Source organism: Phyllobacterium chamaecytisi (assembly GCF_020164455.1).
Classification (GTDB): Bacteria; Pseudomonadota; Alphaproteobacteria; order Rhizobiales; family Rhizobiaceae; genus Phyllobacterium; species Phyllobacterium chamaecytisi.
Genome location: NZ_JAIQWW010000013.1, coordinates 144,497 through 170,689, shown reverse-complemented (window position 1 = coordinate 170,689; position 26,193 = coordinate 144,497). Strand labels below are relative to the sequence as shown.

At 57.7% G+C, this 26,193-nt stretch carries 26 protein-coding genes, 1 tRNA gene and 1 pseudogene; 5 read left to right on the top strand and 23 right to left on the bottom strand.

Annotated features, from left to right (window positions below; translation table 11 throughout):
* Positions 1 to 36 precede the first annotated feature (36 nt).
* Positions 37 to 435 carry a hypothetical protein gene (locus LB462_RS19810; protein ID WP_224511546.1) on the top strand — a complete coding sequence of 133 codons (399 nt, stop codon included), beginning with the start codon at positions 37 to 39 and terminating at the stop codon, positions 433 to 435.
* Positions 436 to 535: 100 nt separating this feature from the next.
* Here the strand turns inward: LB462_RS19810 and LB462_RS19805 are convergent, their stop codons facing one another.
* From LB462_RS19805 to mepA, 15 genes and pseudogenes are all read right to left on the bottom strand, one after another.
* Positions 536 to 850: a c-type cytochrome gene (locus LB462_RS19805; protein ID WP_224511545.1), complete on the bottom strand. Its 315-nt coding sequence runs from the start codon at positions 848 to 850 to the stop codon at positions 536 to 538.
* Between the two features lie 54 nt (positions 851 to 904).
* Positions 905 to 2,155, bottom strand: coding sequence for a PQQ-dependent sugar dehydrogenase (locus tag LB462_RS19800; RefSeq protein ID WP_224511543.1), 1,251 nt, complete (start codon positions 2,153 to 2,155; stop codon positions 905 to 907).
* 166 nt (positions 2,156 to 2,321) lie between these two features.
* Complete coding sequence (locus LB462_RS19795) at positions 2,322 to 4,067, bottom strand: TRAP transporter large permease (RefSeq protein ID WP_224511541.1); 1,746 nt, start codon at positions 4,065 to 4,067, stop codon at positions 2,322 to 2,324.
* Positions 4,064 to 4,705, bottom strand: a complete 642-nt coding sequence (locus LB462_RS19790) for a TRAP transporter small permease subunit (protein ID WP_224511604.1) — start codon at positions 4,703 to 4,705, stop codon at positions 4,064 to 4,066. Before LB462_RS19790 ends, LB462_RS19795 begins: the two co-directional genes overlap by 4 nt.
* 116 nt (positions 4,706 to 4,821) lie before the next feature.
* Positions 4,822 to 5,967 carry a TRAP transporter substrate-binding protein gene (locus LB462_RS19785; protein ID WP_224511538.1) on the bottom strand — a complete coding sequence of 382 codons (1,146 nt, stop codon included), beginning with the start codon at positions 5,965 to 5,967 and terminating at the stop codon, positions 4,822 to 4,824.
* A 416-nt stretch (positions 5,968 to 6,383) separates the two neighbouring features.
* Positions 6,384 to 6,650, bottom strand: a complete 267-nt coding sequence (locus LB462_RS19780) for a hypothetical protein (protein ID WP_224511536.1) — start codon at positions 6,648 to 6,650, stop codon at positions 6,384 to 6,386.
* A gap of 715 nt (positions 6,651 to 7,365) precedes the next feature.
* Positions 7,366 to 8,897 (bottom strand): annotated as a pseudogene (locus LB462_RS19775) (MFS transporter).
* Positions 8,898 to 9,255: 358 nt separating this feature from the next.
* Positions 9,256 to 9,480, bottom strand: a complete 225-nt coding sequence (locus LB462_RS31810) for a phage integrase central domain-containing protein (RefSeq protein WP_444358941.1) — start codon at positions 9,478 to 9,480, stop codon at positions 9,256 to 9,258.
* Positions 9,481 to 9,605: 125 nt separating this feature from the next.
* Positions 9,606 to 9,690 (bottom strand) — tRNA-Leu (locus LB462_RS19770).
* A gap of 180 nt (positions 9,691 to 9,870) precedes the next feature.
* Positions 9,871 to 10,491, bottom strand: a complete 621-nt coding sequence (locus LB462_RS19765; protein WP_224511532.1) for a 2,3-bisphosphoglycerate-dependent phosphoglycerate mutase — start codon at positions 10,489 to 10,491, stop codon at positions 9,871 to 9,873.
* 24 nt (positions 10,492 to 10,515) lie between these two features.
* Positions 10,516 to 11,352, bottom strand: a complete 837-nt coding sequence (gene dapB / locus LB462_RS19760) for a 4-hydroxy-tetrahydrodipicolinate reductase (protein ID WP_224511530.1) — start codon at positions 11,350 to 11,352, stop codon at positions 10,516 to 10,518.
* The gene (locus tag LB462_RS19755; RefSeq protein ID WP_224511528.1) at positions 11,349 to 13,181 is read right to left on the bottom strand and encodes an ABC transporter ATP-binding protein; all 1,833 of its coding nucleotides are present in this window, start codon (positions 13,179 to 13,181) and stop codon (positions 11,349 to 11,351) included. Before LB462_RS19755 ends, dapB begins: the two co-directional genes overlap by 4 nt.
* 155 nt (positions 13,182 to 13,336) lie before the next feature.
* Positions 13,337 to 14,365, bottom strand: a complete 1,029-nt coding sequence (locus LB462_RS19750) for a glucokinase (protein ID WP_224511526.1) — start codon at positions 14,363 to 14,365, stop codon at positions 13,337 to 13,339.
* Positions 14,365 to 14,784 (bottom strand): methylglyoxal synthase, encoded by a 420-nt coding sequence (locus LB462_RS19745; RefSeq protein ID WP_224511524.1) that lies wholly within the window; start codon positions 14,782 to 14,784, stop codon positions 14,365 to 14,367. The genes LB462_RS19750 and LB462_RS19745 overlap by 1 nt, the downstream gene beginning before the upstream one ends.
* Before the next feature lie 115 nt (positions 14,785 to 14,899).
* A complete protein-coding gene (mepA, locus tag LB462_RS19740) occupies positions 14,900 to 15,916 on the bottom strand; it encodes a penicillin-insensitive murein endopeptidase (protein ID WP_224511523.1) in 1,017 nt (338 codons plus the stop codon).
* Between the two features lie 124 nt (positions 15,917 to 16,040).
* On the opposite strand from mepA, the gene LB462_RS19735 reads away from it, so the two are divergent.
* Entirely contained in the window at positions 16,041 to 17,081 is a 1,041-nt protein-coding gene (locus LB462_RS19735) for a zinc-dependent alcohol dehydrogenase family protein (protein ID WP_224511521.1), read from the top strand.
* Positions 17,082 to 17,136: 55 nt separating this feature from the next.
* Here the strand turns inward: LB462_RS19735 and LB462_RS19730 are convergent, their stop codons facing one another.
* From LB462_RS19730 to LB462_RS19720, 3 genes are all read right to left on the bottom strand, one after another.
* Positions 17,137 to 18,006 (bottom strand): SDR family oxidoreductase, encoded by an 870-nt coding sequence (locus LB462_RS19730; protein ID WP_224511519.1) that lies wholly within the window; start codon positions 18,004 to 18,006, stop codon positions 17,137 to 17,139.
* A complete protein-coding gene (gene queG / locus LB462_RS19725; RefSeq protein WP_224511517.1) occupies positions 18,006 to 19,148 on the bottom strand; it encodes a tRNA epoxyqueuosine(34) reductase QueG in 1,143 nt (380 codons plus the stop codon). Before queG ends, LB462_RS19730 begins: the two co-directional genes overlap by 1 nt.
* A gap of 218 nt (positions 19,149 to 19,366) precedes the next feature.
* Positions 19,367 to 20,059 (bottom strand): glutathione S-transferase family protein, encoded by a 693-nt coding sequence (locus LB462_RS19720; protein ID WP_114429772.1) that lies wholly within the window; start codon positions 20,057 to 20,059, stop codon positions 19,367 to 19,369.
* A gap of 172 nt (positions 20,060 to 20,231) precedes the next feature.
* Here LB462_RS19720 and LB462_RS19715 point away from each other — a divergent pair, with 172 nt between their 5' ends.
* Positions 20,232 to 21,038, top strand: coding sequence for an undecaprenyl-diphosphate phosphatase (locus tag LB462_RS19715; protein WP_224511515.1), 807 nt, complete (start codon positions 20,232 to 20,234; stop codon positions 21,036 to 21,038).
* A gap of 140 nt (positions 21,039 to 21,178) precedes the next feature.
* Here LB462_RS19715 and LB462_RS19710 read toward each other — a convergent pair whose 3' ends face one another.
* The 3 genes from LB462_RS19710 to LB462_RS19700 all read right to left on the bottom strand — a co-directional run bounded on the left by LB462_RS19710 (position 21,179) and on the right by LB462_RS19700 (position 23,039).
* Positions 21,179 to 22,147, bottom strand: coding sequence for a complex I NDUFA9 subunit family protein (locus LB462_RS19710; protein WP_224511514.1), 969 nt, complete (start codon positions 22,145 to 22,147; stop codon positions 21,179 to 21,181).
* A gap of 155 nt (positions 22,148 to 22,302) precedes the next feature.
* Positions 22,303 to 22,560, bottom strand: a complete 258-nt coding sequence (locus tag LB462_RS19705) for a BQ00720 family protein (RefSeq protein WP_112529544.1) — start codon at positions 22,558 to 22,560, stop codon at positions 22,303 to 22,305.
* 56 nt (positions 22,561 to 22,616) lie between these two features.
* Positions 22,617 to 23,039: an Hsp20 family protein gene (locus LB462_RS19700; RefSeq protein WP_224511511.1), complete on the bottom strand. Its 423-nt coding sequence runs from the start codon at positions 23,037 to 23,039 to the stop codon at positions 22,617 to 22,619.
* 134 nt (positions 23,040 to 23,173) lie between these two features.
* Between LB462_RS19700 and LB462_RS19695 the strand changes: the two genes are divergently transcribed.
* Together LB462_RS19695 and LB462_RS19690 are read left to right on the top strand one after the other, a co-directional pair.
* Positions 23,174 to 24,112, top strand: a complete 939-nt coding sequence (locus LB462_RS19695) for a nucleoside hydrolase (RefSeq protein WP_224511509.1) — start codon at positions 23,174 to 23,176, stop codon at positions 24,110 to 24,112.
* A 130-nt stretch (positions 24,113 to 24,242) separates the two neighbouring features.
* On the top strand, positions 24,243 to 24,809 hold the full coding sequence (locus LB462_RS19690; protein ID WP_224511507.1) for a L,D-transpeptidase: 567 nt from the start codon (positions 24,243 to 24,245) through the stop codon (positions 24,807 to 24,809).
* Here the strand turns inward: LB462_RS19690 and LB462_RS19685 are convergent.
* Both LB462_RS19685 and LB462_RS19680 read right to left on the bottom strand, forming a co-directional pair.
* Positions 24,806 to 25,153 (bottom strand): 2Fe-2S iron-sulfur cluster-binding protein, encoded by a 348-nt coding sequence (locus LB462_RS19685; RefSeq protein WP_224511505.1) that lies wholly within the window; start codon positions 25,151 to 25,153, stop codon positions 24,806 to 24,808. The two genes, LB462_RS19690 and LB462_RS19685, sit on opposite strands and share 4 nt — an antisense overlap.
* Before the next feature lie 12 nt (positions 25,154 to 25,165).
* On the bottom strand, positions 25,166 to 26,191 hold the full coding sequence (locus tag LB462_RS19680) for an NAD(P)/FAD-dependent oxidoreductase (RefSeq protein ID WP_224511503.1): 1,026 nt from the start codon (positions 26,189 to 26,191) through the stop codon (positions 25,166 to 25,168).
* Between the last annotated feature and the right edge of the window lie 2 nt (positions 26,192 to 26,193).

Below are 26,193 nucleotides of genomic sequence, written 5' to 3'. Positions count from 1 at the left end.
AAATCGATATAAACAATCGAAGGTAAGGATATGGTCATGGATTATGGTCACTATCGCGCACAGGACCATGCACTTGGCGGGCGCATTTCGCTTGCACGCGAATCGGCAATGCAGTCCATAGAGGACACTGCATGCCAACTCGGCGTCACCACACAAATCTGGATGGATTGGGAGTGCGACAGGGCTTCGCCGGAATCCTATCACATGCCGCTCATAACAGGCGTACTGCGCATTAGCCTGCCTTGGCTCGTGGCCGGGCAGGGATTGGGGCCGACGCCCTTCGTTTCGGCGTCGGATGTCGAGGAAGTTCGACGTGAACTGCACAGCGCAACAGTCGATGCCATTTCTGCGCAGAACCGCGTTCAGGAGCTGTTGAGACGGCTGCAGGAACTTGATCTGGAAAACTGCAGACTTGAATTAAACCGGCCGCAATAACACTGCGGTCGATGGGACCGCTGGAGGCATGGCTACCGATATCAGCTGTCGCTTTGACACTCGTCTCGGCGGTCCGTACCAGACAGGTCCGTCCTTCGTCTCATGGCGGAATCTGAACGGTGATCTTGATCGATGAATAATAGGCGGCGACATTCGCTATGTCCTCATCGCTCAAACCCTTGATCACGACCGTCATCTGCTCGTTCTTTCGCTCGCCGGCCTTGAAGGCGGTCAACGCCCTCACGAGATAAGCCTCCTTTTGGCCAGCAATGTTCGGCGCGTCTGGCAGCTTGGCGAGGCCGTCCTTTCCATGGCAAACTTGGCATTTCGACATGACCTTTTTGCCTGAAGCGGCATCACCTGCGGCCTCCGCAGCAGTGGAACAGGCAACAAGGGCGGCCAGACTTACTATCAAACCACGAATATCAACCTCCTATGACTGACAGGAGCGAGTGATTGTGACGTTCACTCAAGTACCATAAGAAATCCGCCATACTGCACCGGCTAAATCGTCGGATACCAGCAGTGAACCGTCGTTAAGCACCTGAACATCGACCGGACGGCCAAGATACTCGCCATTCTCGCTCAACCAGCCTTCCGCGAACACCTCCGTCTTGTCCGCTGAGCCGTCTGCCTTGAGCGAGGTGAACAGCACCCGAGCGCCCACGGGGTCTACACGGTTCCAGGAACCGTGCTGGGTCGAAAAAATGCCGCCCCGGTATTTCTCAGGGAACTGTTTGCCCGTGTAGAACGACAGGCCGAGATCGGCCGCGTGGGCGTCTTGCTCGACCGCCGGGAAAATCACGCCTTCGGGCACTGTGGCGTCCTTGTACTCAGTGGTGCGGGTTTTGCCGCCACCATACCATGGGAAGCCAAAATTCTGGTCCGGCCCGGTAACATGGTTCATTTCACCCGGGGGGATAGTGTCGCCCATGCCATCGACCTGATTGTCATTCACCCAAATTGTCTTGTCCTTTGGATTGAAGTCAATGCCGAGGGGATTGCGCATACCGCGGGCGTAAATCTTGCGGTCGGAACCGTCTTGCTTCATGCTTATGATACCGCCGATGCCCAGTCTTTGAAACTCTGGGAGTACTTCGGGCGCTGGCACGTTGAAGGGCTGGCCGATAGTGATGTAGAGTCGGCCATCTGGCCCGACACGGCAGGTGCGCGCTGTGTGATTGTAGCTCTCATTGGACGCGGGAATCAGTTCACCTTCCTTGACGATGGCGAATGCTGCGACATCCGGGCCTTCATAGAAAAACTCTGCTGCAGGGAACCAAAGGACTCGGTTCTGTTCGGAGAGATAAAGGTGACCATCCCTGGAGAAACAAACGCCGTTCGGCACTGCCATTTTGATCGAAGGCGCGAACACTTTCACATCATCGGCCACACGGTTCTTGTCACGGTCGGTCATCGAATAGACCAATTCCTTGCGGGTGCCGACGAAGGTCACCACACCTTGCGGTCCCACGGCCATATGACGGGCATCAGGAACGAGGGCATAGAGACTGACCTTGAAGCCATCCGGAACCTTGATCTTCGCTGCTATTGCTTTAAGAGCTTCGGCATTCTCCCCAGTCTGCGGAATTGGCTCCATCATCGGTGTGCCGGTGGTTTTGAAGCCGCCAAGTTTTTCGAGATTGGAGTCCTGCGCAGAGGCGGACGTTAAACTAAAGACGGCTGCGCATGATAAAACGAAAGCGAGTTTCTTGATCACGGTATCCTCCCAAGGGGCCAGATACTACGCTGCGGCAGTTCTTTTTTGTTTGAAGTTTCGGTACCGGGCGTAGACTTTACAAGTCTTACTCAACACCAAGAAGTATTGCACAGATTGATTTTCCTGACAATAAACCGGGTTTTCAGCTGTCTCAAGACCGGCAACGTCAGCCACCGTAAAGGTAGTTCGGTAGCCAGAGCGTTATGCCGGGCCAGATATACATGATGATCATGCAAACGATGACGATCAGCATGTAGGGCATCATGCCAGCGAATATCTGATTGAGTGTGACGTGCGGTGGAGAGACGCCTTTAAGATAGAACGCCGACATCGCGACCGGAGGCGACAAGAACGCCGCTTGCAGATTCACGAAGACGAGAACACCCCAGAGAACCGGGTCTATGTTGAAGTGCTTCAACATCGGTAGAAAGATCGGCACGAAGATGATGATGATCTCGGTCCATTCGAGCGGCCAGCCGAGAATAAAGATGATCGCTTGCGACAGGATCATGAACTGTATTGGCGTCAGGTCGAGCGACAGCACCCATTGTTCAAGGAGCGCCTGACCACCGAGAATTGCAAAAACGGCGGAGAATAGCGCCGAGCCGACGAAGAGCCAACAGACCATGGCCGTGGTTTTCGCGGTGAGGAACACCGCTTCCTTGGTGCGCTTCCAGTTGAGAGTTCTGGCGTGAAACGCCAGCAGAAAGGCCCCGGCTGCACCGACGGCTGCAGACTCCGTGGCCGTCGTGATTCCGAACAGAATGACGGCGAGCACGACAATAGTGAGAACGCCCAGCGGCATCACGGATGAGGTCAGTAGCTTCACGACCTGTAGGCGCTCGGCATTCATATTCCGGTAGTAACGCACGAGCACAACCGCAGCGAGTGCGGCAATAAGGCCGAAAGAAACGTAGAAACCGGTCGACGGCCCAACAGGTCCCGTCGGCGCCGCGTCCACCACCGGTGAGCCGAGCTGCTCCAAGCCAGCCGGGGCTTCGGTGTCCGCTGTGGATTGCCGATGGACGACGACATACCACCAAACCAGTAAAAAGGTGATTGCTGTCAAGGCGAACGGTATCAATGTGGCACAGAAATTCTTGAGCAGCTTCCAGTAGGTAAGAGGTCCATCCTCGGCCACTAGCGCCATAGCCTTGGACGGAGCGACCAATGCTGAAAAAAGCCCGGCGAGCATGTTGCGTGAGTAAGCGGCCTGAAAGCTTCTCATCCATGCAGGGACCGGAACTTTTGTTTGTTCCACCGGCAAGGATGGAGCGATCTTCGGATTGATTGTCGCCCAGGCGAGTATGTAGACGAGATAAAGGAAGGCGAGGAAAAAGCCGGGGAACATTGCGGCGGCGTAGAGCTTCACGACGGACTGCCCCGCGACCGCCGCATATACAATGATCATGACAGACGGCGGGATCAAAATTCCTAGCGTACCGCCCGCGGTGATCACGCCGGAAGCCAGCTTCACATCATATCCTGCGCGCAGCATCGGGTTGAACGCAATCACTCCCATCAGAACCACTACTGCGCCAACGAGGCCGCTGGCGATGCCCCAGAACGTGCAGACGATGAGCGTTGCAATGGCCAGCGATGCGGGCACGCGTCGGAAGGAAAGCTGGATGCTATAGAACATCTTGTCGACCAAGGCTCCGCGTTCCATCACGTATCCCATGAGCACGAACAACGGGATGGAGATAAGGACATCGTTGGTCATGGCTCCATAGGTGCGCTGAACCATCAGATCGAAGACACGATTATCTATCCAGTGTTCCGCTGGGTTGTAGAACGCGTAGAAGCCGAAAAACATGCCGAGGCCCATCAACGTGAAAGCCGTCGGGAAGCCCATCACGATAACCACGACGATGAGCATCAGCATCGTTAGTCCAAGAACTGGATCGCTCACGTTTGCAGGTCTCCCCCCGAACCACGTTTACGCGCGGTTTCATCGATTTGTTGCGCGCGCTCGATCGCGACTTTGCGCGTTTCCTCATCCACATGCTCGCTGTGCGCGAGCTGCTCCTCGACCACGTCGATCTCCGCGACATCCTTGAGCCGGCTAGGCCATTCCCCGGTCTTGAGACAGACGATACAGCGTGTGATTTCGGCCATTCCCTGAAGCATCAAAAGGGCACCAGCCAACGGAATGACGGACTTGAAGTAGTAGATCGGCGGGCCTTCGGCCGTCACCGTTGAATGCTCGCCGATCCTCCACGAGAGCGCCGCGTAGTCGTAGCCTGCGTAAACGAGGGCGGCGATGCCCGGCAGAAAGAAGACGATGTACAATACCAGATCAAGCGCCGCCTGCGTCCGGGGCCGCATAGAGCTGTAGAGAAAGTCGCCGCGCACATGGGCGTTCTGCGCCAGTGTGTAGGCCCCCGCGAGCATGAACAAACTGCCATAGAACATGCTGCTGGCGTCGAATATCCATGCGGTGGGCATGTTCATCATGTAGCGCTTGAAGACCTCGACGCAGACAAGCGTCATCAGCCCGATGATGAGCCACGCCGCGGCCTTTCCGACCCACACGCTGATTGCATCCATCGTATTCAAAAAATGCTGAACGTTCACGCATGCCCCCGATGGCGAGAGAATATGTAGGCAAAGAAAGCATCATCGGATCAAAATGCCGATGATGCTTTACCAGTTTGGAGTGTACGTCAGATCTTCTTAGCCGCCGCGTTCTCTCCGAAATAGTGATCGAATGCCATCCGCCGGCTGACGACCGTGTCCTGTTCCCATCGCGTTGCCCTCTCGGCAAAAGCGATCTGCGATACGAGGATTTCCTTGAAAAGCGGGTTCTCGCCGGCCTTTTTCTTCACGACCTCGTCGTAGACCTCCAGTTGCTTCTTGAGGATCACGTCCGGTGTCTTGTAGAATTTGACCTTATCTGCCGTCTGCATCTCACGATAATCTTTCGAATAGCGATCGATCGCCTTCCAGTGCATATCCTGCGAGGCAGCTTCGGTCGCATTGCCGATTATGGCCTTCATTTGATCAGGCAGTGCATCGTATTTCGTCTTGTTGAACAGGATTTCAAACTGCTCCGCATTCTGGTGATAGCTCTGCAGCATGCAGATCTTGGAGACGTCAGGAAAACCAAGTACCCGGTCAGACGAGGCGTTGTTGAATTCGGCTGCATCAAGCAATCCGCGGTCCAATGCCGAGACGATTTCGCCGCCCGGGAGCGCGTTCACCGCTGCGCCAAGACCAGTGAAGACATCAATGGAGATGCCAACGGTACGGAACTTCAGGCCGTTGATATCTTCGACCTTGGCAATCGGATTTTTGAACCAGCCAAGCGGCTGTGTCGGCATCGGGCCATACGGGAAGGAAACAACATTGGCGCCTATGGAATCATAGAGCTTTGCGAGAAGCTCCTTTCCACCGCCATATTTGTGCCACGCGAGCAGCATGTTGGCATCCATGGCGAAGCCAGGCCCTGATCCCCAAAGTGCCAACGCTGTTTGCTTGCCGTAATGATAGACAAGTACGCCGTGGCCGCCGTCAAGCGTGCCTTGTGACACCGCATCAAGCAGGCCGAACGCAGGCACAACTGCGCCTGCCGGCAGCACCTCGATCTTGAGATCGCCGCCTGTCATGTCATTGATCTTTTTGGCGAAATCGAGTGCGAACTCGTGAAAGATATCCTTGGAGGGCCAAGTGCTTTGCCAGCGCATGTTGACAGGCCCTTGCGCCTTGACAACGCTCGGAGCAGCGACCATCGCCGCGCCCGCCACCGCTGCTCCACTCAGGAACTTGCGGCGCGAAGTCTTCTCCCATGTTTGGTTTCTTGATTTGGTCATTTGCTCCTCCCAAAGCACGAGGCCTATGTGCCCCGCCACACAATACTACTCAATGACCGTACAAGCCAAGTCCGCTCAATGACGCTCAAAGCAAATATTTCAAAAGGTTGGTGATAGATACTACGGTTTGGTATCGCTGGACTTTCCGGCGTCATTCCGGGTCGTTGCTAAGGCCCGCGTCAGCAAGTTATTCATTCCGGTGGGTAGGGTTGCAGTTAACTTCAGGCTATCCGATGGCGACGCCAATGCTTGGGAGGGCAAGTTCGGTATCAAGATGACCTGGTAGCGATACCGGGACCAACTGAGGTCACGTCATGTGACACTTGAACCTTCTCAATGTCCGCTTCTGGCGCAAAGCGGACGATTGGACGCCGGTCTGCCCGACAAACCGTGGAGCAACATATTGGGCGCTATTTCTATTTTTTGGGGATGCTGACGCGATGTCGCGCTGACGTTTTCCTAACTACGGTTGCGCTGGGTTTTTCCCCCTGTTGACCGAAGTTAAGGAAATTGTGGTCACCATAGCCGCCGTTGTCATGAATATCGAGGTGGTTGGGCGCGCGATCCGTAAAAGGAATACCGCCAGATGGATCATACTCGTAATAGTATCCCTCCGCGTATGCAGTCAACGGCAGGCTTGACAGCCCTATCACAGTGATAAAAACCAATGGTTTGATAGACATCTCACATCTCCTGGACAAAGTTCTTGTGCAGCGCTTGGCGAAGTATTCCGGTAGTGGCAGAGCATTTCATCCAGACCTCGACCCAGCGTGAAGGCTCACTAAAGCCCTGGAACTCAGAATCTGTGCCGTGACATAAGGTCAAAGTGATTGGGGACATCGCCAAACCTCGCGAGGTGGATCAGTGGATATAACCGCGGTTTTCCAACGATGTGCTGTCGTCAAACCTCATCAGCAGCCGCTCGTACTGGGACGGATGGTTGAGACGAACCCAATCTGTCGCTCCATATAGAAATGCAATCTCTACAGCACTATTCAGCTTGACCCTAAGGCCCTCGACAGTCACCACTGGGTTTTCTGTCTGCCTGGTCGCAGGCAACAGTTCTCCTTCTAGTGATTTGTTTGACATTTCAGTTCCCTTCATCGTTCAGACTGCGGTTACTGCAGCAAATGTCGACGACGGATCGCTGCTTATCTTGGACAAAGATGGAGGGAAATCGTCTGTTTTGGTATTATACTCACGTATCGTCACGTTAAACATTGGTCGAACGGCAGTTCTCATCCGTACCCTTAATTTCTGGCGGCATGATGCTGCTCGCGTCCATCGGTAGTGGCTTTGACTGCATACTCGTCGATCTGCCCGCGCATTGAGTTCTCCGACTTTTACCAGATACCCAATTTGTTGTGCCATTCATCCCCGAGCTCAGTAACTATCGATTTAGTGGGAAGACCTCGAACCGGGATGCCACCGACCAATCGCCAGAACAGTGAGGAGCGCCCCGAGGAGGGCGAACGCGGCGCTCACCGCGAAAACCCACGTGACGGCTCCCGCAAACGCATCTTGGGCTATCATAAGCAAGACGTCGCCATTTTGCTTGGGGATTTGCCGCGCCGCGGTAACCGCACTTCCGAGTGTATTGCGAGCCATCTCGACCGCGTCCACCGGCATCCCGTCCAGCTGAGCATTGTTTACCCGGCTCCGATAAATCGCGTAACAAGGCTGCCGAGGAGGGCAATGCCGAGCGCGCCCCCGAACTCGCTACTGGTTTCGGCGATGCCGGAGGCCATACCGGCCTTCTCGGGTGGAACGGAGCCAACCATCATGTCGGTGGCCAAGGTGAAAACCGGTGCGAGCCCCAGCGAGAAGACGGTGTAGCCGATGATAATTGTCGGGAGCGTGGCCAGCTCGCCGGCGTGGGTAAGAACTAAGAAACCCGCCGCCGCAAGTAAAAAGCCTGTTGCCATCACGGATGTCGGCCGGCGTCCTTTAACGAGGAGCGGCGTCAGCATCGAGCCGGCAACGAAGGCGAGCCCTGAGGGTACGCTCCAGAGGCCCGCCTCGAAAGGCGTGAGACCCAACACCAGTTGAAGAAACTGTGCGATGAACAAAAAAGCGCTGAAGGCAACGAAGAAACCGATGACATTGACGGCGAGGGCGGCGCTGAAGGCCGGCTGACGGAACAGCTCGAGATCAATCAGGGGTTCGCGCAGTACCTTTTGGCGCCGGACAAACACAGCACCGAAGACCACGCCCGTTGCCACGCTCAAAAGCGTAACCCAATTGAAGCCGATTTCGGCCGCCTGCTTGATCCCATAGATCACGGCAAGAACGGAAACGAGCGATAGGGCTGCGCTTGTGATATCCAGCCGTCCGGCCGCAGGATCACGATATTCGGGTAGGTAAATTGGGCCAAGCACGAGCAGCAGCGCCATGATTGGAACCGCGATGAGGAACACCGATCCCCACCAGAAATAGGTGAGTAGAACGCCGCCGACTAGCGGACCGATTGCACCGCCGGCCGAAAAGCTGGCGATCCAGACGCCGATCGCAAAGGTCCGCTCGCGCTCGTCCAAGAACATGTTGCGGATAAGGGAAAGTGTCGACGGGGCGAGTGTAGCGGCCGCAATGCCCAGCACGGCCCGGGCGGCTATGAGCATTGGTGCGCTGGTAGAAAAGGCGGCCAGCACTGAGGCCGCACCAAATGCCATGGCTCCAATCAGCAGCAGTTTGCGGCGGCCGATACGGTCGCCCAAGCTCCCCATGGTGACAAGGCAGCCGGCGAGCAGAAAGCCATAAATATCCACGATCCACAGCAGTTGCGAGCTCGTTGGTTCAAGATCAGCGCTGAGATGCGGCGTTGCGAGGTTGAGGACCGTTAAGTCCATAGAATAGAGCAGGCAGGGCAGCGCGATCACGGCAAGCCCGAACCATTCGCGCCGCGTTGCTTTTGGGGGTCGAGTGGCTGTCATGACGATCCTTTTGACAGACAGAGTTGACGTTCTCCTCAGCCGGATACAGCGCTTAAGGGGGCTGCGTGGCGCGTTTGTCCACCGCTATTCAGTGCTGGGTAGCTACACAGATTCCCCTCCCAGACAGGCAAGGTCAGAAATAGCGACGAGGTGACGAGGAAGTTAAGCGCTTCCAACATCGACATGACATTTCCTTTCACAAGCGAGCACGCAACCAGCGCACTCAGTCGAACGACGATCCGCACGGGGTTAATCCGACAACCCGATGTTGCAACTGTGGTAACAGTGTTGTGATGTCCTCGCTGACACCGCACGCATCTATGCGGTGCAATGCGGCCTTACGCATCAGCCGCCTAGACTAATACCAAATGACGCGAACCAGCTTTTCAAAAGCTGGTCGCGCCGTCACCGCGGTGCGGTGCATAGCTGTTGGTGAAATCAGTGCACCCCTGAGGCCGCTGGCTGGGTCGTTTGTCGCGCGGGCAGTAGCAATGGCGTAGCCAAACACCTGACTAATTGTCGAATGCAAGCGACGCGCGGTTTCATAGTTTTCTTGTGCCTCTACCCCCCGGAGCGGAACCAAGAACAAATTCGCCGGATGCAGGCGACCGCTGAGGAATCCTAGTGGACGCCAGATAGAAAAAAAGCCCGATTTCTCGGACTTTTTCGTCTATTTCGGACCATATGGGACGGTCTGAAACGAATAGATGGTGCCCAGAAGAGGACTCGAACCTCCACGCCTTGCGGCACACGGACCTGAACCGTGCGCGTCTACCAATTCCGCCATCTGGGCAGCGGGGTTCCATGTAAGGGGCGCTTCAGAGTCTGTCAATCCATTTGCCGGGGAATTCGTCGGCGATCGTCAGCTTCATGCCATGCCGGCCTGCAAACAGCGTTCTTCTGCGCTCCGGTGCTCGAAAACCACCGTTTTCGCCTGACATGAATCTCAACAGACCCTAGGCGCGTCGGCCGGTCAGCCCTCGAGAACTTCCTTGGAAGCGACTGTCGAATCCGCATTGAGCTTGTAGACGATCGGAACGCCGGTCGCGATCTCCTGCTCGACGATCTCTTCGCCCGTCAGGCCATCCAGCGCCATGACCAGCGAGCGCAGGGAATTGCCATGCGCGACCACCAGCACATTTTCGCCGCGCAGTACATGCGGCTGCACGTCGTGCATGTAATAGGGCCAGACGCGCGCACCGGTATCGCGCAGGCTTTCGCCGCCGGGAGGCGGAACGTCATAGGAGCGGCGCCAGACATGCACCTGCTCTTCGCCCCATTTGACGCGAGCGTCGTCCTTGTTGAGGCCGGACAGGTCGCCATAATCGCGCTCGTTCAAGGCCTGGTCGCGGACTGTTTCAAGGCCGGTCTGGCCGATCTCTTCGAGAATGTGATCGAGGGTCGCCTCGGCGCGAGAAAGCACCGACGTAAAGGCGATGTCGAAATGCAAGCCCATGGCCTTCAGCCGCTGACCGGCATCCTTGGCTTCCTCGTGACCGAGCTCGGTCAGCGCGGGGTCGCGCCAGCCGGTGAAGAGGTTCTTCAAATTCCATTCGCTCTGGCCATGGCGGACAAGGACGAGGGTTCCGGACATTGCAAATTCTCCTGTTGATCGAAGCTATTGATTGAGGCCGAGAACGTCGGCCATGGAATAAAGGCCGGGTTCGCGGCTTCTGCCCCAAAGCGCTGCCTTGACGGCGCCGCGCGCGAATATCGTGCGATCTTCCGCATGGTGCGAAAGGGTGATGCGCTCGCCCTGACCGGCAAGGATGACGGAATGATCGCCGACGACGGAGCCGCCGCGCAGCGCGGCAAAACCGATCGTGCCATTCTCGCGTGCGCCGGTATGACCGTCGCGCACCCGGACGCTGTGCTGGCCGAGCCCTATGTCGCGGCCTTCGGCGGCGGCTTCGCCGAGCAGCAATGCGGTGCCCGAGGGCGCATCAACCTTGTGCTTGTGGTGCATTTCAAGAATCTCGATATCGAAATCATCTGCGCCGAGCGCGCGCGCCGCCTGTTTGACGAGGACGGCGAGCAGATTGACGCCAAGGCTCATATTGCCGGACTTGATGACGACCGCATGACGGGCGGCTGCGGCAATCTTGACCTCGTCGTCGCTTGTGCAGCCGGTCGTGCCGATGACGTGGACGATACGTGCCTGCGCCGCCAGATCGGAAAACGCCACACTCGCGGCAGGCGTCGTGAAATCGAGCACGCCTTCGACGCCGGCAAACGCTGCTGCCGCGTCATCCGTGATCGAGACGCCGAGATTGCCGACGCCGGCGAGTTCCCCCGCATCACTGCCGATATGGGGTGAGCCGGGCCGTTCAATGGCTCCGGCAAATATCGCGCCGGGGGTGGCGTGGATCACGCGGATCAGCGTCTGGCCCATGCGCCCTGCTGCGCCGACAACGGCAAGTTTCATTGGCGTCGTGGGCTGTTCCGCTCGGCTCATTCGGCTGGTCTCGCTATTCGATGGGGTATTTCTTCGCTGTCATCGATGATGGGCGACTCTTCCTTGCCCTGCAATTGGTAGAAGCGGGCATAGACCCCGTTGGGGCGGGCGAGCAGCGTCTCGTGCACGCCTTCCTCCACGACGCGTCCGGCCTCCATGACGACGATATGGTCGGCGTTGACGATCGTCGACAGGCGGTGGGCGATGACGATCGTGGTACGCCCTTGCATGACGCGGTCCAGTGCCTGCTGCACGCGCTTTTCCGATTCATTGTCGAGTGCGGACGTCGCCTCATCGAGAAGGAGGATGGACGCATTGCGGACGATGGCACGGGCGATGGAAAGTCGCTGGCGCTGGCCGCCGGAAAGGGTCACGCCGTTCTCGCCGACTTCCGTGCCGTAGCTCTGCGGCTGCTGACGGATGAACTCATCGGCGTTGGCGAGTTTCGCCGCCTCGATGATGTCCTCATCGGTGGCATCCGGCCGGCCGTAGCGGATATTGTCGGCGATCGTTCCTTCGAAGAGATAGGGCTGCTGCGAGACATAGGCGATCGACTGGCGCAGCGAGCGCTTGCTGACATAGGCGATATCCTGCCCATCGACGAGGATACGCCCGCCATTGATATCGTAAAAGCGCTGGACAAGACCAATCAGCGTCGATTTGCCGGCGCCGGAAGCGCCGATGATGGCTGTGGTCTTGCCGGCTTCGGCCGTGAAACTGATGCCATGCAGCACCGGCACGCCATTGCCATAGCTGAAGGTGACATTGTCGAATTGCACCTCGCCGCTCTGCACGGTGATCGGCACAGCGCCGATGCTATCCGCCTGTCGCGGCTCGATATCGAGGATCTCGTAAATCATGCGCGCATTGACCAGTGAACGCTCGAGCCCGACCTGGACCCGCGCCAGACGGCGCACGGGATCATAGGCAAGGAGCACCGCCGTCATGAAGCCGAACATGGCGCCGGGTGGCTCGGCATTGTAGACAGCGCGGTAGCCGGTATAGATGATCATCGAGGCGATGGCGATGCCGGCGATGAGTTCGGTGATCGGTGTCATGCGTTCCGAAACGCGCGCGATCTTGTTGGCCCGCTCCTCGGCCCGCTTGATCAGCGCGCTGATTTTGATGCGCAACTGGTCTTCCATGGTGAACGCCTTGACGATGGCAATGCCCTGCGTCGCTTCCTGCATGGCGCCGAGAAGGTGCGAGTTCAGTGTCACGGATTCGCGATGGATGCTGCGCAGGCGCCTTGCCAGATACCGGACCACAAGTATCAGTGGCGGGCCGACCAGCAGCGCGATAAGCGACAGGAATGGGTCGAGTAAAACCATGCTCACGATGAGGGCGATCAGCGTAGGCACGTCCTTGGCAATGGTCGTGACGACAATATCCAAAAGCTCGCGCACGCCGCCAACGTTCTGGTTGATACGGGCGGCAAGCTGGCCGGAGCGTGTGTCATGGTAGAAGTCGAGGCCGAGCTTCATCAGGTGATCAAAGACACGGGCCTGATAACGCGCGACGATGTTATTGCCGATTCTCGCCATGGTCACGGACTGGACGTAAGTCGCAATGCCGCGGATGACAAAAGCACCGAGAATGCCGAGACTGATAGGAAGGATGAGGTCTTCGCGGCGTTCGTAATAGATCTTGTTGATCACGTCCTTGAAGATATAAGCGACGAAAGCCGTCGTGCAGGCAACCGCCAGCATGGCGACGATGGCAATGGCATAGGAAGAGCGGTGATCGCGGACATTTTCGCCAAGAACCCGGCCGATGACGCGCTTCGCCTCGGATGGATCGATCTTCTTTTTCCTGGTCTGTTCGCTCATTACAGGCGGCAACTCGCTGGTACTGAAAAATCCGGCAAGGCATTGCTCTTGCCGCTTATTCAGTCCCTATAGCGTTATTGATCCGGCTTGCCTATCGGTTTTGGCCGCGGTTTCGCAGGGAGTGGACGAGTGTTGCTCTTGTGCCGACCCCGGATTTAATCGCGCCGCCAGCGCCGGCCTTCGATGGAAACCCCAAAGCGGGTCGGTGTGCGCGCGAACGCTGATAGGCCGCTGAGCGCCGCGAGCGGGTGGGTAATGACATAAACCGGCGTTTCACGCAGGATATCCCCGTGGGGCGCCTTGTCTTCGAAAGCCTGGCGGAACGCCGGATCCTTCAACGGCTCGATGATCTTCTGGACGATGCCGCCGGCAAGGTAAACGCCGCCGCGGGCCATGAATGTCAAAGCGAAATCACCGGCAAGCCGGCCGAGATAGGTCACGAACAGTGCCAATGTTTCCTTGGCCTCGGCGGATTCTCCCGAAAGGCCCGCAGAAGTGATGTCGGCGGGCGTCTGCAGTGTCGCATCTGTACCTGCAACCTTGCAAATCGCGCGATAGATATTCTGCAGACCACGGCCGCAGAGCAGCTGTTCGCCAGAGATGCGCCCCTCAATATGCTCGAGATGCGGGAAGATTTCGAGATCGCGCGGCGTGCGTGGCCCCATGTCTACGTGGCCGCCTTCTCCCGGAACCGGAACCCAGCTTGAGCGTGCGCGGACCATGCCGGCGACGCCAAGGCCGGTGCCGGGTCCCAGCACAGCGCGGCTGCCATGCGGATCGCCCGCGCCACCGCCAAGTTTTTCCAGATGCTTGGGTTCGAGCGAGACGACGGCGAGCGCCTGCGCCTCGAAATCGTTGAGCACCGTGATATCGCGGAGGCCGAGCGTCTCCATCATCTGGTGCGGCTTAACCACCCATGCGCAATTGGTGAGATCGATTTCGTCGCCTTCGACCGGTCCGGCAATGGCGAGGACCGCCGAACGCGGCTGGATCGAGGTGTGGTCGAGAATGGCGTTCTGGATTGCCTCGTCGATGGTCGGATAATCGGCTGTCTGCAGAACCGGGAATTCCTTCGGATCCGCATAGGCGTCGACCAGAATGGCAAATCGTGCATTGGTACCACCGATGTCGCCAACCAGGATCGGAAACTTCATGATGTGGTCGGTATCTGCCTGTGTAACCATTATCGCTTCCCTAATGTATTTTCCGCTGCGTCATCGCGCAGCAAACCTCTCTTCTGCACCAGAACCTCGGCAGTCGCCCGGTTCAAGGCCATCGGAATATCGTAGACGCTTGCGAGCCGCATCAGCGCCTTGACGTCGACATCATGCGGCATGGGAGACAGCGGGTCGACAAAGAAAATCAGTCCGTCGATCTTTCCCTCGGCAATCAATGCGCCGATCTGCTGGTCGCCGCCGAGCGGTCCGCTCTTGACCCGCGCGATGGTCAGCGAAGGACACGCTTCCTGAACGAGCCCGCCTGTCGTGCCCGTGGCAACGATCGTGCAAGGTGCAAGCAACCTTTCATAGGTGCGAGCAAAATCCACCATGTCGTCCTTTTTCTGGTCATGCGCTATCAGCGCGAGGCGAAATGGCTGTGTCATGAAAACTCTGTATCGGGTCCAACCCTAAATCGATTGAAACCCTATACTCAATTCATGACAGCATGAAAAGACCGGAGATAAAAAAGACCTTGGCTGCAAATAGGGGTTGTAACGACTATTGGCCCTGAACCGGAAGGTTGTCGGGCACCTCTTCGTCGTCCGGTTCCGCGACCGCGGCAGGCTGATTTCCGACGGACGCCGGCTGGGCCGCCTTGCCACGGACGCCATAGGTCACTTCCTCGACAGATTTCGGGCCGGGCGCTTCCAGCACCTGCGCGCACTGTTTCGGCAGAGCAGACAGCATCATGACCTTCGGCTTGACCGGCTTCTTCGGTGGCGGCGCCTTTCTCCAGGGCTCATCGGTAAACCACCATGCGAGGGGCTTGCCGCATCCATCGTCACTGCCCGTAGGTTGTTGCGGCGTACAATTGGGTGAACCGGGCTGGCATTTTATGCGGATATGGAAGTGGTAGAAGTGGCCCCAATAGGGGCGAACCTTGGCGAGCCAGCTGCGATCACCCTGTACCGTGTCGCACAGTTGTTTCTTGATGCCGGGATGGACGAATATGCGTTCGACTTCCGGATAAGTAGCGGCGGTCTTCAACAGGGCCGTGCGCGAGGCGGTCCATTTTTGCGGATCGACATAGAGTGTATCGCCCTTGAGCATCGAGGTTGCAGAAACCGTCTCGCGCTCTTGATCGGTGAAGCGCCGCTTCGGCATCGGCGTCAGCCAGATATCGGCATCGAGGCCGATCTGGTGCGACGCATGGCCGGTGATCATCGGCCCGCCGCGTGGCTGCGAGATATCGCCGATCAGCAATCCGTTCCAGTTCGCCTTGACGGCGGCGTCGCGAGACAGTCTTTCGATCAGGCTGATCATATAGGGATTGCCCCAGCGGCGATTGCGCGACAGGCGCATGACCTGCCAGGTCGGACCGTCCGTCGGAAGGGCAACGCCACCGGCCAGGCAGCCCTTGGCATAGAAACCCACGGATTGCGCCTTGCCAACGGTGGGCAGGGTTTGCGCACCGAACAATTGCTTGGCTGGACCGTCAACCGCCACGGCATCGACGGCGCTGGTAAGCGAAATGAGCAAGCCGAGCGCGAGACGCAACAAGGATTTCGATTTCATGATTTGCCATTCCCACAAGTGACCGCGATAAATTGAGTCGCCGATCCGGGCTTTATGATGGCCAGATTCGCTGCAAAGTCGCAATATAGTGCGGTGAACAACTGCGAATCGAACGGAGCGTCCCATGAGAGCTGTCATTTTCGAGCAATTCGGCCAGACGCCCGATGTGCGGACAGTAGGCGATCCCTCGCCAGCGGCAACGGGGGTCGTCATCAAGGTCGAGGCGACCGGCCTGTGCCGCAGCGACTGGCATGGCTGGATGGGGCATGATGCCGATATCGTCCTGCCGCATGTGCCTGGACACGAACTGGCCGGGACCGTTCAGGCGATCGGCAAGCATGTCACTCAATGGAAGATCGGTCAGCGCGTCACCGTGCCCTTCGTCGGCGGCTGCGGACATTGTTTCGAATGCAATTCCGGCAACCATCAGGTGTGTGAAAACCAGTTTCAGCCGGGTTTCACCGCCTGGGGGTCCTTCGCGGAATATGTGGCGGTGGATTTCGCCGATACCAATCTCGTCGCACTGCCCGATACGCTGGATTTTGCCACGGCGGCCAGTCTCGGCTGCCGCTTCGTTACCTCGTTTCGCGCTGTGGTCGATCAGGCGAAGGTCAAGCCGGGTGAATGGGTAGCGGTGCATGGCTGCGGCGGCGTTGGTCTTTCGGCGATCATGATCGCGACGGCGATGGGTGCCAATGTTGTCGCCGTGGACCTCACCGAGGAGAAACTGGCCTTCGCCCGCGAGCTTGGCGCTGTTGTGACGATAAATGGCCGCGAGATGCAGGATGTGATCGGTGCGGTTCGGGAAATCACCAAAGGCGGTGCGCATGTCTCGATCGATGCGCTCGGCCATCCTTCGACCTGTTTCAACTCCATCGCCAATCTGCGCCGCCGCGGCCGGCACGTGCAGGTGGGGCTGATGCTGGGCGACCACGCGCATCCGCCGATCCCGATGGACAAGGTCATCGCCCATGAGCTCGAGATCTATGGCAGCCACGGCATGCAGGCATTCCGCTATAAGGCGCTGATGGACATGCTTGAAACGGGGAAACTGCAGCCGCAAAAGCTGGTCGGCAAGGAGATCACGCTGGATGAAGCCCCCGCCGCACTGATGGCGATGGATCGCTTCGAGGGACTGGGGATCAACGTGATAACGCGGTTCTAGAGACTTTGCCAATCCACCCTGACGGGCATGCAATGCAAGGGGAGGGTAACGGCGGCTATTTCCAGCTTCCATCGCGCCACATGGTCGCAAAGGCGGTGCCGTAATCGGGATAGCGGAAGGAAAAGCCGAGCGCCTTGATGCGTTTATTGGAAACGCGTTTGTTCTCGCCGTAGAAAGAGCGTGCCATCGGCGTCAGCGGTGCTGTATCGAAATCGGCCTCTTCCGGCGGTTCGACGCCCATCAGTTCCGCCGCATAGGCGACAACGTCCTGCGGCGGTGCCGGTTCATCATCGGTTATGTTGAAAATCCCGGCCTCATTGCGCAGGCTGAGAAAAACCAGTGCACCGGCAATATCATCGACATGGATACGGTTGAACACCTGCCCGCTCTTGTTCAGCCGCCGCGCGTTGCCGTTGGTGAGGTTGACGAAAGCGTTGCGACCCGGGCCATAAATACCGGCAAGTCTTAAGATAGCGAGCGGAACGCCGCGCTCATCTGCCAGTTTCTGCCAGCCGCGCTCGGCGTCGACACGTTCGACGGAGCGGGCCGAGACGGGATGGCATGGTGTATTCTCGTCGACCCATGCACCGCCATGATTGCCATAGACGCCGACGGTGGAAAGATAGCCGATCCATTGCAGCTTGGGCATGGCGTGCCGAATGGTCTTGCCAAACTGTGCCAGCACCGGATCGCCGCTCTGCCCGGGTGACGTCGAGATGACAAGATGCGTGACACCGGCGAGGACGTCGACAATCTCCTGCGAGGCATGGGTACCATGAAACAGGAACGGCGTGATGCCGTCCTTCTTGAGGTCTGAAAATTTGGCGCTATCGCGCGTCGTCCCGCCGATGAAATCCGCTTGACCATCAATGACTTTGGCAAAGGCGCGCGCCGAATATCCGGCGCCGAAGAGAAAAATGTTCATTATTGATTTTTCGCGGCTTTGTGCCACTCGGTCAAGACGCTCGCGTCATTTTCCTGCGCGGCTCCATGCATGCGCAGGGCTGCGAACTGGTCTTCGTCCAACAATTCACTCAACGCCCAAACGGCGGCACCGCGCACAAGGGGCGAGGGGTCGGCGAGATGTGTCTTGACGGTTTCGATCAGGACCGGGTCGCCGGAATTGCCGCTGGCGATAAGCACATTGCGTATGAAACGGTCCCGGCCGATGCGCTTGATCGGTGAGCCCGAGAACATTGTGCGGAACGCCGCGTCGTCCAGCATCAGGAGCGATGCGAGCGACGGCGATTTCAGGTCATCGCGCGCCCGAAGCTTGATCTCACGGGCGGCCTCGGCAAATTTGTTCCACGGGCAGACGGCGAGACAATCGTCGCAGCCGTAGATGCGGTTGCCCATCGCCCTGCGGAATTCGAACGGGATGGGTTCCTTGTGCTCGATGGTGAGGTAGGAGATGCAGCGCCCTGCATCGAGCTGATAGGGCGCGGGGAACGCGTTTGTCGGGCATATGTCGAGGCAGGCGTGGCACGAGCCGCAATGATCTGCCTCGCGTGCATCTGGCGGCAATTCCGCTGTGGTGAAGATCGTGCCGAGGAAAAGCCAGGAGCCATGGCTGCGGCTGACGAGATTGGTGTGCTTGCCCTGCCAGCCGAGGCCGGCGGCTTCGGCCAGCGGCTTTTCCATAACCGGTGCCGTATCGACGAAGATTTTCAGGTCTTCGCCCGCGGCGCGGGAGGCGAAACGGCTGGCGACACCCTTGAGCTTGCCTTTGATGATGTCGTGATAATCGCGGTTCTGTGCATAGACGGAAATCGCGGCCCTATCCTTGTGCTGGAGGATTGCCAGGGGATCGCTGTCCGGCCCGTAGTTCATGGCGAGCACGATGATCGAACGCACCTCCGGCCACAGATTGTGCGGACTGGCGCGGCGCTCTTCCGTTTCCTGCATCCAGTCCATGCTGGCATGGCGTCCGAGCGCGAGATATTGGCGCAAGCGCTCTTCGGCGAACGGGATGGCATCCGGCTTGGTGATGGCGACCAGATCGAAGCCAGCCGCACGCGATTCCTCAAGGATGAACTGCTTCAGCCGCTGTTGTTGGTTTGAGTTCATCCTGCATGAACCTTGTGCATGCGCCCGATATATCTCTCCCCTTGCGGGAGAGAAAGGATTTTCCTGGGTTTAGCCTCTTTGCTAAATCCTTGGAAAATCCAAGAGAGGGGGTAGTCCGATGATCGCAAATCCCCTCTCTTGCGATTTCTAGCACTTAGCAAGGGCTAAGATGCAGAAATCGCTTTCTCCCCCACAAGGGGGGAGATAAGTAGGTGCTATCAAAAATCCAGATCGCCATAATGCGACGATGGCGGCAAGCCGCGCACCCGATCCGACAACAATGGCCGGAACGACGGACGCGATTTCATCCGCGTGTACCAGTCGCGCGCCGCTTTGTAATCGCCCCACTTGATCTCGCCGAGATAGTCGAGAATCGAGATCGAAGCGGCGGCCGACATGTCTGCATAGCTCGGCGCCGGTCCGGCCAGCCAGTTGCGCGTTGCCGTCAGCCAGTCGATATATTTCATATGCTGGGTGATATTGGTCCGCGCAGCACGAATAGCGCCTGAATCCGGCGCTCCGCCACCCTGCTCGGCAGTCATGTGCAATTTGAAGATACGCTCCCGCGCCATATGCCGGGTCACTTCATTTTCCAGCTTTGTCAGGAACCAGTCGACCAGCCGGCGCACCTCGGCGCGGTTGAGCGAATCTTCAGGAAACAACCGGCGGCTGCGCTTCAACGCACCGCGTGTTTCATCGATATATTCGGCGATCACGGAAGCCCCTGAAACCGGAACATCGCCTTCCGCCAGGAGTACGGGCAGAGTTCCCGCCGGGTTGAGCGCCAGAAACTCCTTGCGCCGCGCCCAGCTGTTTTCTTCGATCAGCTCCACTTCAATGTCATATTCATTGAGGATAAGCCGGGTGTAGCGCGAGCCGGTGGACATAGGATGATGGAAGAGCGTCAACATGGCAGATTGGTAAATCTTTCAAACTGGTATTTTATCCGCACCGTCGTCTCGCGACAGCCGCGTCGGACCTGCGCCAAACCTATAGGCGCAACCTTAGCACGAGACAAGTAAACAGGATTTCACCAACAGCCGGTTTATCTCCCAGCCGGCACCCATCAAGAAAGCGGTAATCATGGAAACACAGACGATTGTCGAAGCGGCCTTTCTTGGCTTGCTGGAAGGAATAACCGAATTCCTGCCGGTGTCGTCAACGGGGCATCTGTTGCTCGCCGGTCATTTCCTCGGCTTCGAATCCAATGGCAAGACATTCGAGGTGTTGATACAGCTCGGCGCGATTCTGGCGATCCTGAGCGTCTATTTCGGCCGACTCGTGAACATTGCGCGCGATCTTCCAACCGATCCGAAAGCGCGCCGTTTCGTAACGGGCATCCTTATCGCGTTCCTCCCTGCTGCGGTTATCGGGGCGCTCGCCCATGACATCATCAAGACCGTGCTGTTCGAATCGCCCATGCTGATCTGCGTTATGCTCATCATCGGCGGGCTGATCCTGCTGTGGATCGATCGGGTCGAACTGAAGCCGCGTTATACCAATGTCATGGATTTTCCGCTGGGCCTCTGCTTCAAGATCGGCCTGATCCAGTGCTTTGCCATGATTCCCGGCACATCGCGTTCCGGTGCGACGATCGTTGGAGCGCTGCTGCTCGGAACTGACAAACGCTCGGCAGCCGAATTTTCATTCTTCCTGGCAATGCCGACAATGGCCGGCGCCTTCGCCTACGATCTCTTCAAAAACCGTCACATACTGACCTTGAACGATGCGTCGTTGATCATCGTAGGATTTATCGCGGCGTTCATCTCGGGCGTCTTCGTCGTCCGCTATCTCTTGGACTATGTCTCGCGCCACGGTTTTGCATTGTTCGCATGGTGGAGGCTGGTCGTCGGGACGCTCGGATTGGTCGCGCTGATTTTGATGCGGTGATTCGCGCCATGACGGCCTGCAAATGGCACTTTTCTGTGCTTCCGGTGCTCATGAACCAAAAAGTTCACTGCGCTCCGGTTCTCGAAAACTACCATTTTCGGCGCGTCCTGACCTGAATCTCAACGCACAGTGGTCAAGCCTTAGGCGGGTGTCTGGCTGGAATATTGTCCGTGGCTCCGGAAACGCCAGAGATATGACGGCAGGATTGTCTCGATCGTCTGCGGATGGATGCCAAGCCCTTCGAGGGTGCGGCCCTCTTCTTTTGCAGCATGAGACACCACATTATCGTGCTGCAGGAGCAAGACTTGATCCCTTGTCAGCGCTGGCTTTGGCAGATAGCCAAGGATAGAACCCTGAATTCTGGCGATCCAGAACGGGATCGATACGAACATACGCTTGCGGCCAGTGACACGCAGCACCTCTTCCAGACATTGCTTGAAGGTCAGAACTTCACCGCCGCCAAGTTCGTAGACCGCGCCTGGCTTTAACGTGCCATCGACCGAACGTGCAAAGACTTCGGCAACATCACCGACATAGACCGGCTGGAACCTGGTGTGGCCACCGCCGATCAGCGGCAGGAAGGGTGACATGCGTGCCATGCCGGCAAATTTGTTGAAGAAATTATCTTCAGGCCCGAAGACGATGGACGGGCGAATGATGATGGCGTCCGGTAGCGTATCGTGCACGGCTGCCTCGGCGCGGCCCTTGGTGCTGGCATAGGCGGAATGAGAACGGGCATCGGCGCCAATCGCCGACATATGGGTCAGTGGAACGTCAGCCGCGCGAGCTGATTCCGCGACCGCGCGGGCACCGAAATCATGCACCGCGCTGAACTTCTGCTTGCCGCCTTCGAACAGCAGCCCGACGAGATTGATCACATGATCGCAACCCGCAACCGCACGATCCACCGAAGCGCGATTACGCAGATTTGCCTGTACGGCCTGGATCTGGCCAACACCGCCAAGCGGCTGCAGATCGAATGCGAGATCAGGGCGTCTGACAGCAACACGAACGCGGTAGCCACGCTTGGTCAGCGCACGCACGACATGACGACCGATAAAGCCGGAGCCTCCGAAAACGGTGACGAGTTTTGGCTTTATGATTGTCATCGAGCTCTCCTAAAATGCAAGCGGGCAACAGATGCTGTTTAATGCGTTTTGTCGCCGGCGCAAAGGGGAATGGAGCTCAAAGTTCGCGGCGCGTTGCCGCGCTATATGCAGATGCGTGGCCCGGCAAAAGCCGCCGAACCACGCGCTTTGATTGATTACTGCAGCATCACGGTGCGCAGTTCGTGTTCCTGCGCGCCGACAAGGACATTGTCGCGTTCATCGGAAAGCACGATCGGCTCGCCATTGGCCGCAAAAAGCGCCCAAAGCTCGACGCCCGGCGTCATCGGCGGGAGTGCCGGAAAGCTGGTGGCGAGGTCATCGGTTTTGACCTTGCGCATATAAGCCACCTGGCCAGCGCCAAGGCGCGCAAATTCGAGCTCGGTCAGGAGATTCTTGTGATCGGTGGTTTGCATAATAGCCTCCATGTTCGGACAGTCCATTCTTAGGCCCTGTCCAGTTAGAGCTACGACTAGTCCTGAACCGCAATGTTGATGCGTTTGACCAATCGTTCGGGTTCCGGTCGGTCGAGATCGATCGACAGAAGCCCATTCTTCAAAGTGGCGGCGCTGACGCGCATTCCATCGGCAAGAACGAAGATGCGCTGGAACTGACGTGCGGCAATGCCACGATGCAGATATTCGCGGGTCTCTTCTTCGGCCTGCCTGCCGCGAATGATCAACTGATTGTCTTCCGTGGTCACCTCGAGATCGTCATTGGAAAAACCCGCAACGGCGAGAATAATTCGAAGCTGTTCATGGTCATTGTTGCCGCGGATACGCTCGATATTATAAGGCGGATAGCCGTCGCCGGTCTTGGCGATACGCTCCAGCGTCTTTTCCATCGAATCGAAACCAAGCAACAAGGGGCTTGAAAACGGTGTCATTCGTGTCATTTGTGCAGTCCTTGGGAAAAGCGACCTAAAAGCAAAACCCGTGATGTTAAGGCATTTCACTTCTGTTCATTGATATGGCGATTGAACTGCAGACTTCAAGAGAGAGCCGATTTAAGGTCTAAAGAAAGTAAGAAATGACGCGTAAAATCATAATCGATACGGATCCCGGCCAAGACGATGCTCTCGCAATCCTTCTGGCATTCGCCAGCCCGGAACTGGAAGTCCTTGGAGTGACGGTTGTAGCCGGCAATGTGTCACTGGCTTTGACCGAATTGAACGCACGGAAGATCTGCGAGCTTGCCGGCCGTCCTGACGCGCGAGTCTTTGCCGGCGCCGATCGCCCTTTGATGCGCCCGCTGGTCACGGCTGAACACGTGCACGGAAAGACGGGGCTTGATGGCCCTGATCTGCCGGAACCAGCGATGCTGCTGCAAGATCAGCACGCGGTTGATTTCATTATCGAGACTCTACGCAAGGAGGAAACGGGAAGTGTTACGCTATGCGCACTTGGACCCCTCACGAACATTGCACAAGTCTTGATTCGCGCCCCGGAGCTTGCACCCCGTATCCAGGAAATCGTGCTCATGGGCGGCGGGTTCTTCGAAGGCGGCAACATTACACCGACGGCGGAGTTCAATATCTATGTGGATCCGCATGCGGCGCAGATCGTGCTCCGCTCGGGCGTTCCCGTGGTCATCCTGCCGCTCGACGTAACCCACAAGACGCTGACTACCGCCAAGCGTATCGAACGTTTTCGGGCAATGGGGACAAAGGCTGGTGACGCCTCCGTTGCGCTTTTGGAATTCTTCGAGCGGTTCGACGAGGAAAAGTACGGCCGGGATGGCGGTCCGCTGCATGATCCCAATGTCATCGCCTACGTGATGAAACCGGAGCTCTACCGAGGCAGGCATTGCAACGTCGTCGTCGACGCAACGAACGAATTGACGCTCGGCATGACCGTTGTCGATTGGTGGGGGGTGACCGACCGCCCGAAGAACGCGCTGTATATCCGCCATGTCGACGATGAAGGTTTCTTCGATCTTTTGACCGAACGCGTCGCGCGCCTGCCGTAAGAATGACCTATCCTGTTGTTTATTCACGGAAAGTTGAAATCGCGTAAACCATCAATAAGTAATTCTCGGACAAAATCCCCTTGAGCGAGTAGTGTCCAAAGGATGGACAGCAGAGAACTTGGGGTTTGATATGCTGACACGGCGCGGTGTTCTTACCGGTATACTTGCAGCGGCGCTGGCGCCGCAGGCTGCGCTGGCGGCGCCAAAGAAGAAGAAAATCTTCGTCATCAATCCGGTATTCAGTCCACAATATGTATCGTACGATTCATCCTATGCGCCGGGCACAGTGGTGATCGACCCTCGTGGCCGGTTCCTTTACCTGATCGAAGACAGCTTCACCGCACGGCGTTATGGCGTTGGGGTCGGACGCGCTGGCCGGGTCTTCCATGGCGTCGCGAAAGTCGGCCGCAAGGCGAAATGGCCACGGTGGATCCCGACGAACGGTATGATCAGGCGTCAACCGGAAAAATATGCGCGCTACGCCGGGGGTGTCGCAGGCGGTCCCCACAATCCGCTAGGTGCCCGCGCGCTTTATCTTTATCGCAATGGACGCGACACGCATTATCGCATCCACGGAACGACCGAGCCGTGGACGATAGGACGCGCCGTATCGAATGGCTGCATCCGCATGGTCAACGAACACGTCATGGACCTGTATGCGCGGGTGCCGGTCGGCGCGCGAGTCGTTGTAATCTAGGCTGCGACGCTCTCCCGCTGGGTGTCGGGAGCCAGGGTGATTTCGAGACCATTGAGCTCTACAGTCATTATGAGCTGGCAGGAAAGACGAGAATTGTCCTCGACGTGAAAGGTCACGTCGAGCTGGTCGACTTCCTCGGCAAGCGGTTCAAAGAGCTTTTCCGACCAGTCCTGATCGACATAGACATGGCATGTACCGCAGGCGCAGGCGCCGCCGCATTCCGCCTTGATGTCGAGCCCCCAATCGCGAATGACTTCCATGACGCGGAAGCCCTCAAGGGCCTCCAGCGTATGGCGCTTGCCGTGCTGATCGGTGACGTGAATATAGAGGGACTCTGAGCTCATCAGGGTTGCTACCTATGCCGCCTTCAGTTTCTTCTGCAGGGAGGTGGATGACGTTGTGTACTGGAAGATGATCCGTTCGCCTGGTGAAACTATGCGTTTGGCTGCCTGGCTCATCAGGGCGGCTTCATGGAAGCCGGAGAGGATCAGCTTCAACTTGCCGGGATAGGTGTTGATGTCGCCAATCGCGAAGATACCCGGCTCGGAAGTCTCGAATTTCTCCGTATCGACGGCAATCAGGTTCTGGTCGAGATTGAGGCCCCAATCGGCAATCGGACCGAGCTTCATCGTCAGGCCGAAGAATGGCAGCAGACGCCCGGCGTCGAGGATTTCTTCGCCTTCGGCGCCCTTGAGGATGACCTTTGACAATTGGCCGTCCGCGCCTTCCAGACCGCTGACCTGCCCCATGCGGAACTTGACGCGTCCGTCCTTCTCCAGCGCCCACATCTTGTTGACGCTGTCAGGCGCGGCGCGGAATTCTGGCCGGCGATGAACGAGAGTCACCGATTTCGCGACCGGTTCGAGGTTGAGTGTCCAGTCGAGGGCGCTATCGCCGCCGCCGACGATAACCACATCGTGGCCGCGGAAAGCCTCGATTTTGCGCACAGCGTAGTGAACGCTGACGCCCTCATAGAGCTCGATTTCCGGCACGGGCGGGCGCTTGGGCTGGAAGGAACCGCCACCAGCCGCGATGACGATGACCTTGGTGATGAAAACCTCGTCCGCATCGGTCTCGACGCGGAAACGTCCGTCCTCGAGCTTCTCGAGCGCGGTGACCATGGTCGAGAAATGGAACTGCGGATCGAAAGGCGCGATCTGCTTCAAGAGATTGGTGGTGAGGTCCTGACCGGTGACTTCAGGCAAGCCCGGAATGTCGTAGATCGGTTTTTCCGGATAAAGCTCGGCACATTGGCCGCCCGGACGATCGAGAATATCGATCACATGGGCGCGCAGATCGAGCAAACCAAGCTCGAACACGGCAAAGAGGCCGACCGGGCCGGCGCCGACAATAACCACATCTGTTTCAATCAATTCGGACATAA

Bases quoted from the DNA above. Each gene is read 5' to 3' on its own strand.
- LB462_RS19755 (WP_224511528.1), bottom strand. From the start codon at position 13,181: ATGAGCGAACAGACCAGGAAAAAGAAGATCGATCCATCCGAGGCGAAG.
- LB462_RS19680 (WP_224511503.1), bottom strand. From the start codon at position 26,191: ATGTCCGAATTGATTGAAACAGATGTGGTTATTGTCGGCGCCGGCCCG.
- LB462_RS19810 (WP_224511546.1), top strand. From the start codon at position 37: ATGGATTATGGTCACTATCGCGCACAGGACCATGCACTTGGCGGGCGC.
- LB462_RS19765 (WP_224511532.1), bottom strand. From the start codon at position 10,491: ATGTCCGGAACCCTCGTCCTTGTCCGCCATGGCCAGAGCGAATGGAAT.
- LB462_RS19715 (WP_224511515.1), top strand. From the start codon at position 20,232: ATGGAAACACAGACGATTGTCGAAGCGGCCTTTCTTGGCTTGCTGGAA.
- LB462_RS19685 (WP_224511505.1), bottom strand. From the start codon at position 25,153: ATGAGCTCAGAGTCCCTCTATATTCACGTCACCGATCAGCACGGCAAG.
- LB462_RS19700 (WP_224511511.1), bottom strand. From the start codon at position 23,039: ATGACACGAATGACACCGTTTTCAAGCCCCTTGTTGCTTGGTTTCGAT.
- LB462_RS19750 (WP_224511526.1), bottom strand. From the start codon at position 14,365: ATGGTTACACAGGCAGATACCGACCACATCATGAAGTTTCCGATCCTG.
- LB462_RS19695 (WP_224511509.1), top strand. From the start codon at position 23,174: ATGACGCGTAAAATCATAATCGATACGGATCCCGGCCAAGACGATGCT.
- LB462_RS19710 (WP_224511514.1), bottom strand. From the start codon at position 22,147: ATGACAATCATAAAGCCAAAACTCGTCACCGTTTTCGGAGGCTCCGGC.
- LB462_RS19780 (WP_224511536.1), bottom strand. From the start codon at position 6,650: ATGTCTATCAAACCATTGGTTTTTATCACTGTGATAGGGCTGTCAAGC.
- LB462_RS19735 (WP_224511521.1), top strand. From the start codon at position 16,041: ATGAGAGCTGTCATTTTCGAGCAATTCGGCCAGACGCCCGATGTGCGG.
- dapB (WP_224511530.1), bottom strand. From the start codon at position 11,352: ATGAGCCGAGCGGAACAGCCCACGACGCCAATGAAACTTGCCGTTGTC.
- LB462_RS19745 (WP_224511524.1), bottom strand. From the start codon at position 14,784: ATGACACAGCCATTTCGCCTCGCGCTGATAGCGCATGACCAGAAAAAG.
- LB462_RS19785 (WP_224511538.1), bottom strand. From the start codon at position 5,967: ATGACCAAATCAAGAAACCAAACATGGGAGAAGACTTCGCGCCGCAAG.
- LB462_RS19730 (WP_224511519.1), bottom strand. From the start codon at position 18,006: ATGAACATTTTTCTCTTCGGCGCCGGATATTCGGCGCGCGCCTTTGCC.
- LB462_RS19690 (WP_224511507.1), top strand. From the start codon at position 24,243: ATGCTGACACGGCGCGGTGTTCTTACCGGTATACTTGCAGCGGCGCTG.
- LB462_RS19705 (WP_112529544.1), bottom strand. From the start codon at position 22,560: ATGCAAACCACCGATCACAAGAATCTCCTGACCGAGCTCGAATTTGCG.
- LB462_RS19720 (WP_114429772.1), bottom strand. From the start codon at position 20,059: ATGTTGACGCTCTTCCATCATCCTATGTCCACCGGCTCGCGCTACACC.
- queG (WP_224511517.1), bottom strand. From the start codon at position 19,148: ATGAACTCAAACCAACAACAGCGGCTGAAGCAGTTCATCCTTGAGGAA.
- LB462_RS19790 (WP_224511604.1), bottom strand. From the start codon at position 4,705: ATGGATGCAATCAGCGTGTGGGTCGGAAAGGCCGCGGCGTGGCTCATC.
- mepA (WP_224511523.1), bottom strand. From the start codon at position 15,916: ATGAAATCGAAATCCTTGTTGCGTCTCGCGCTCGGCTTGCTCATTTCG.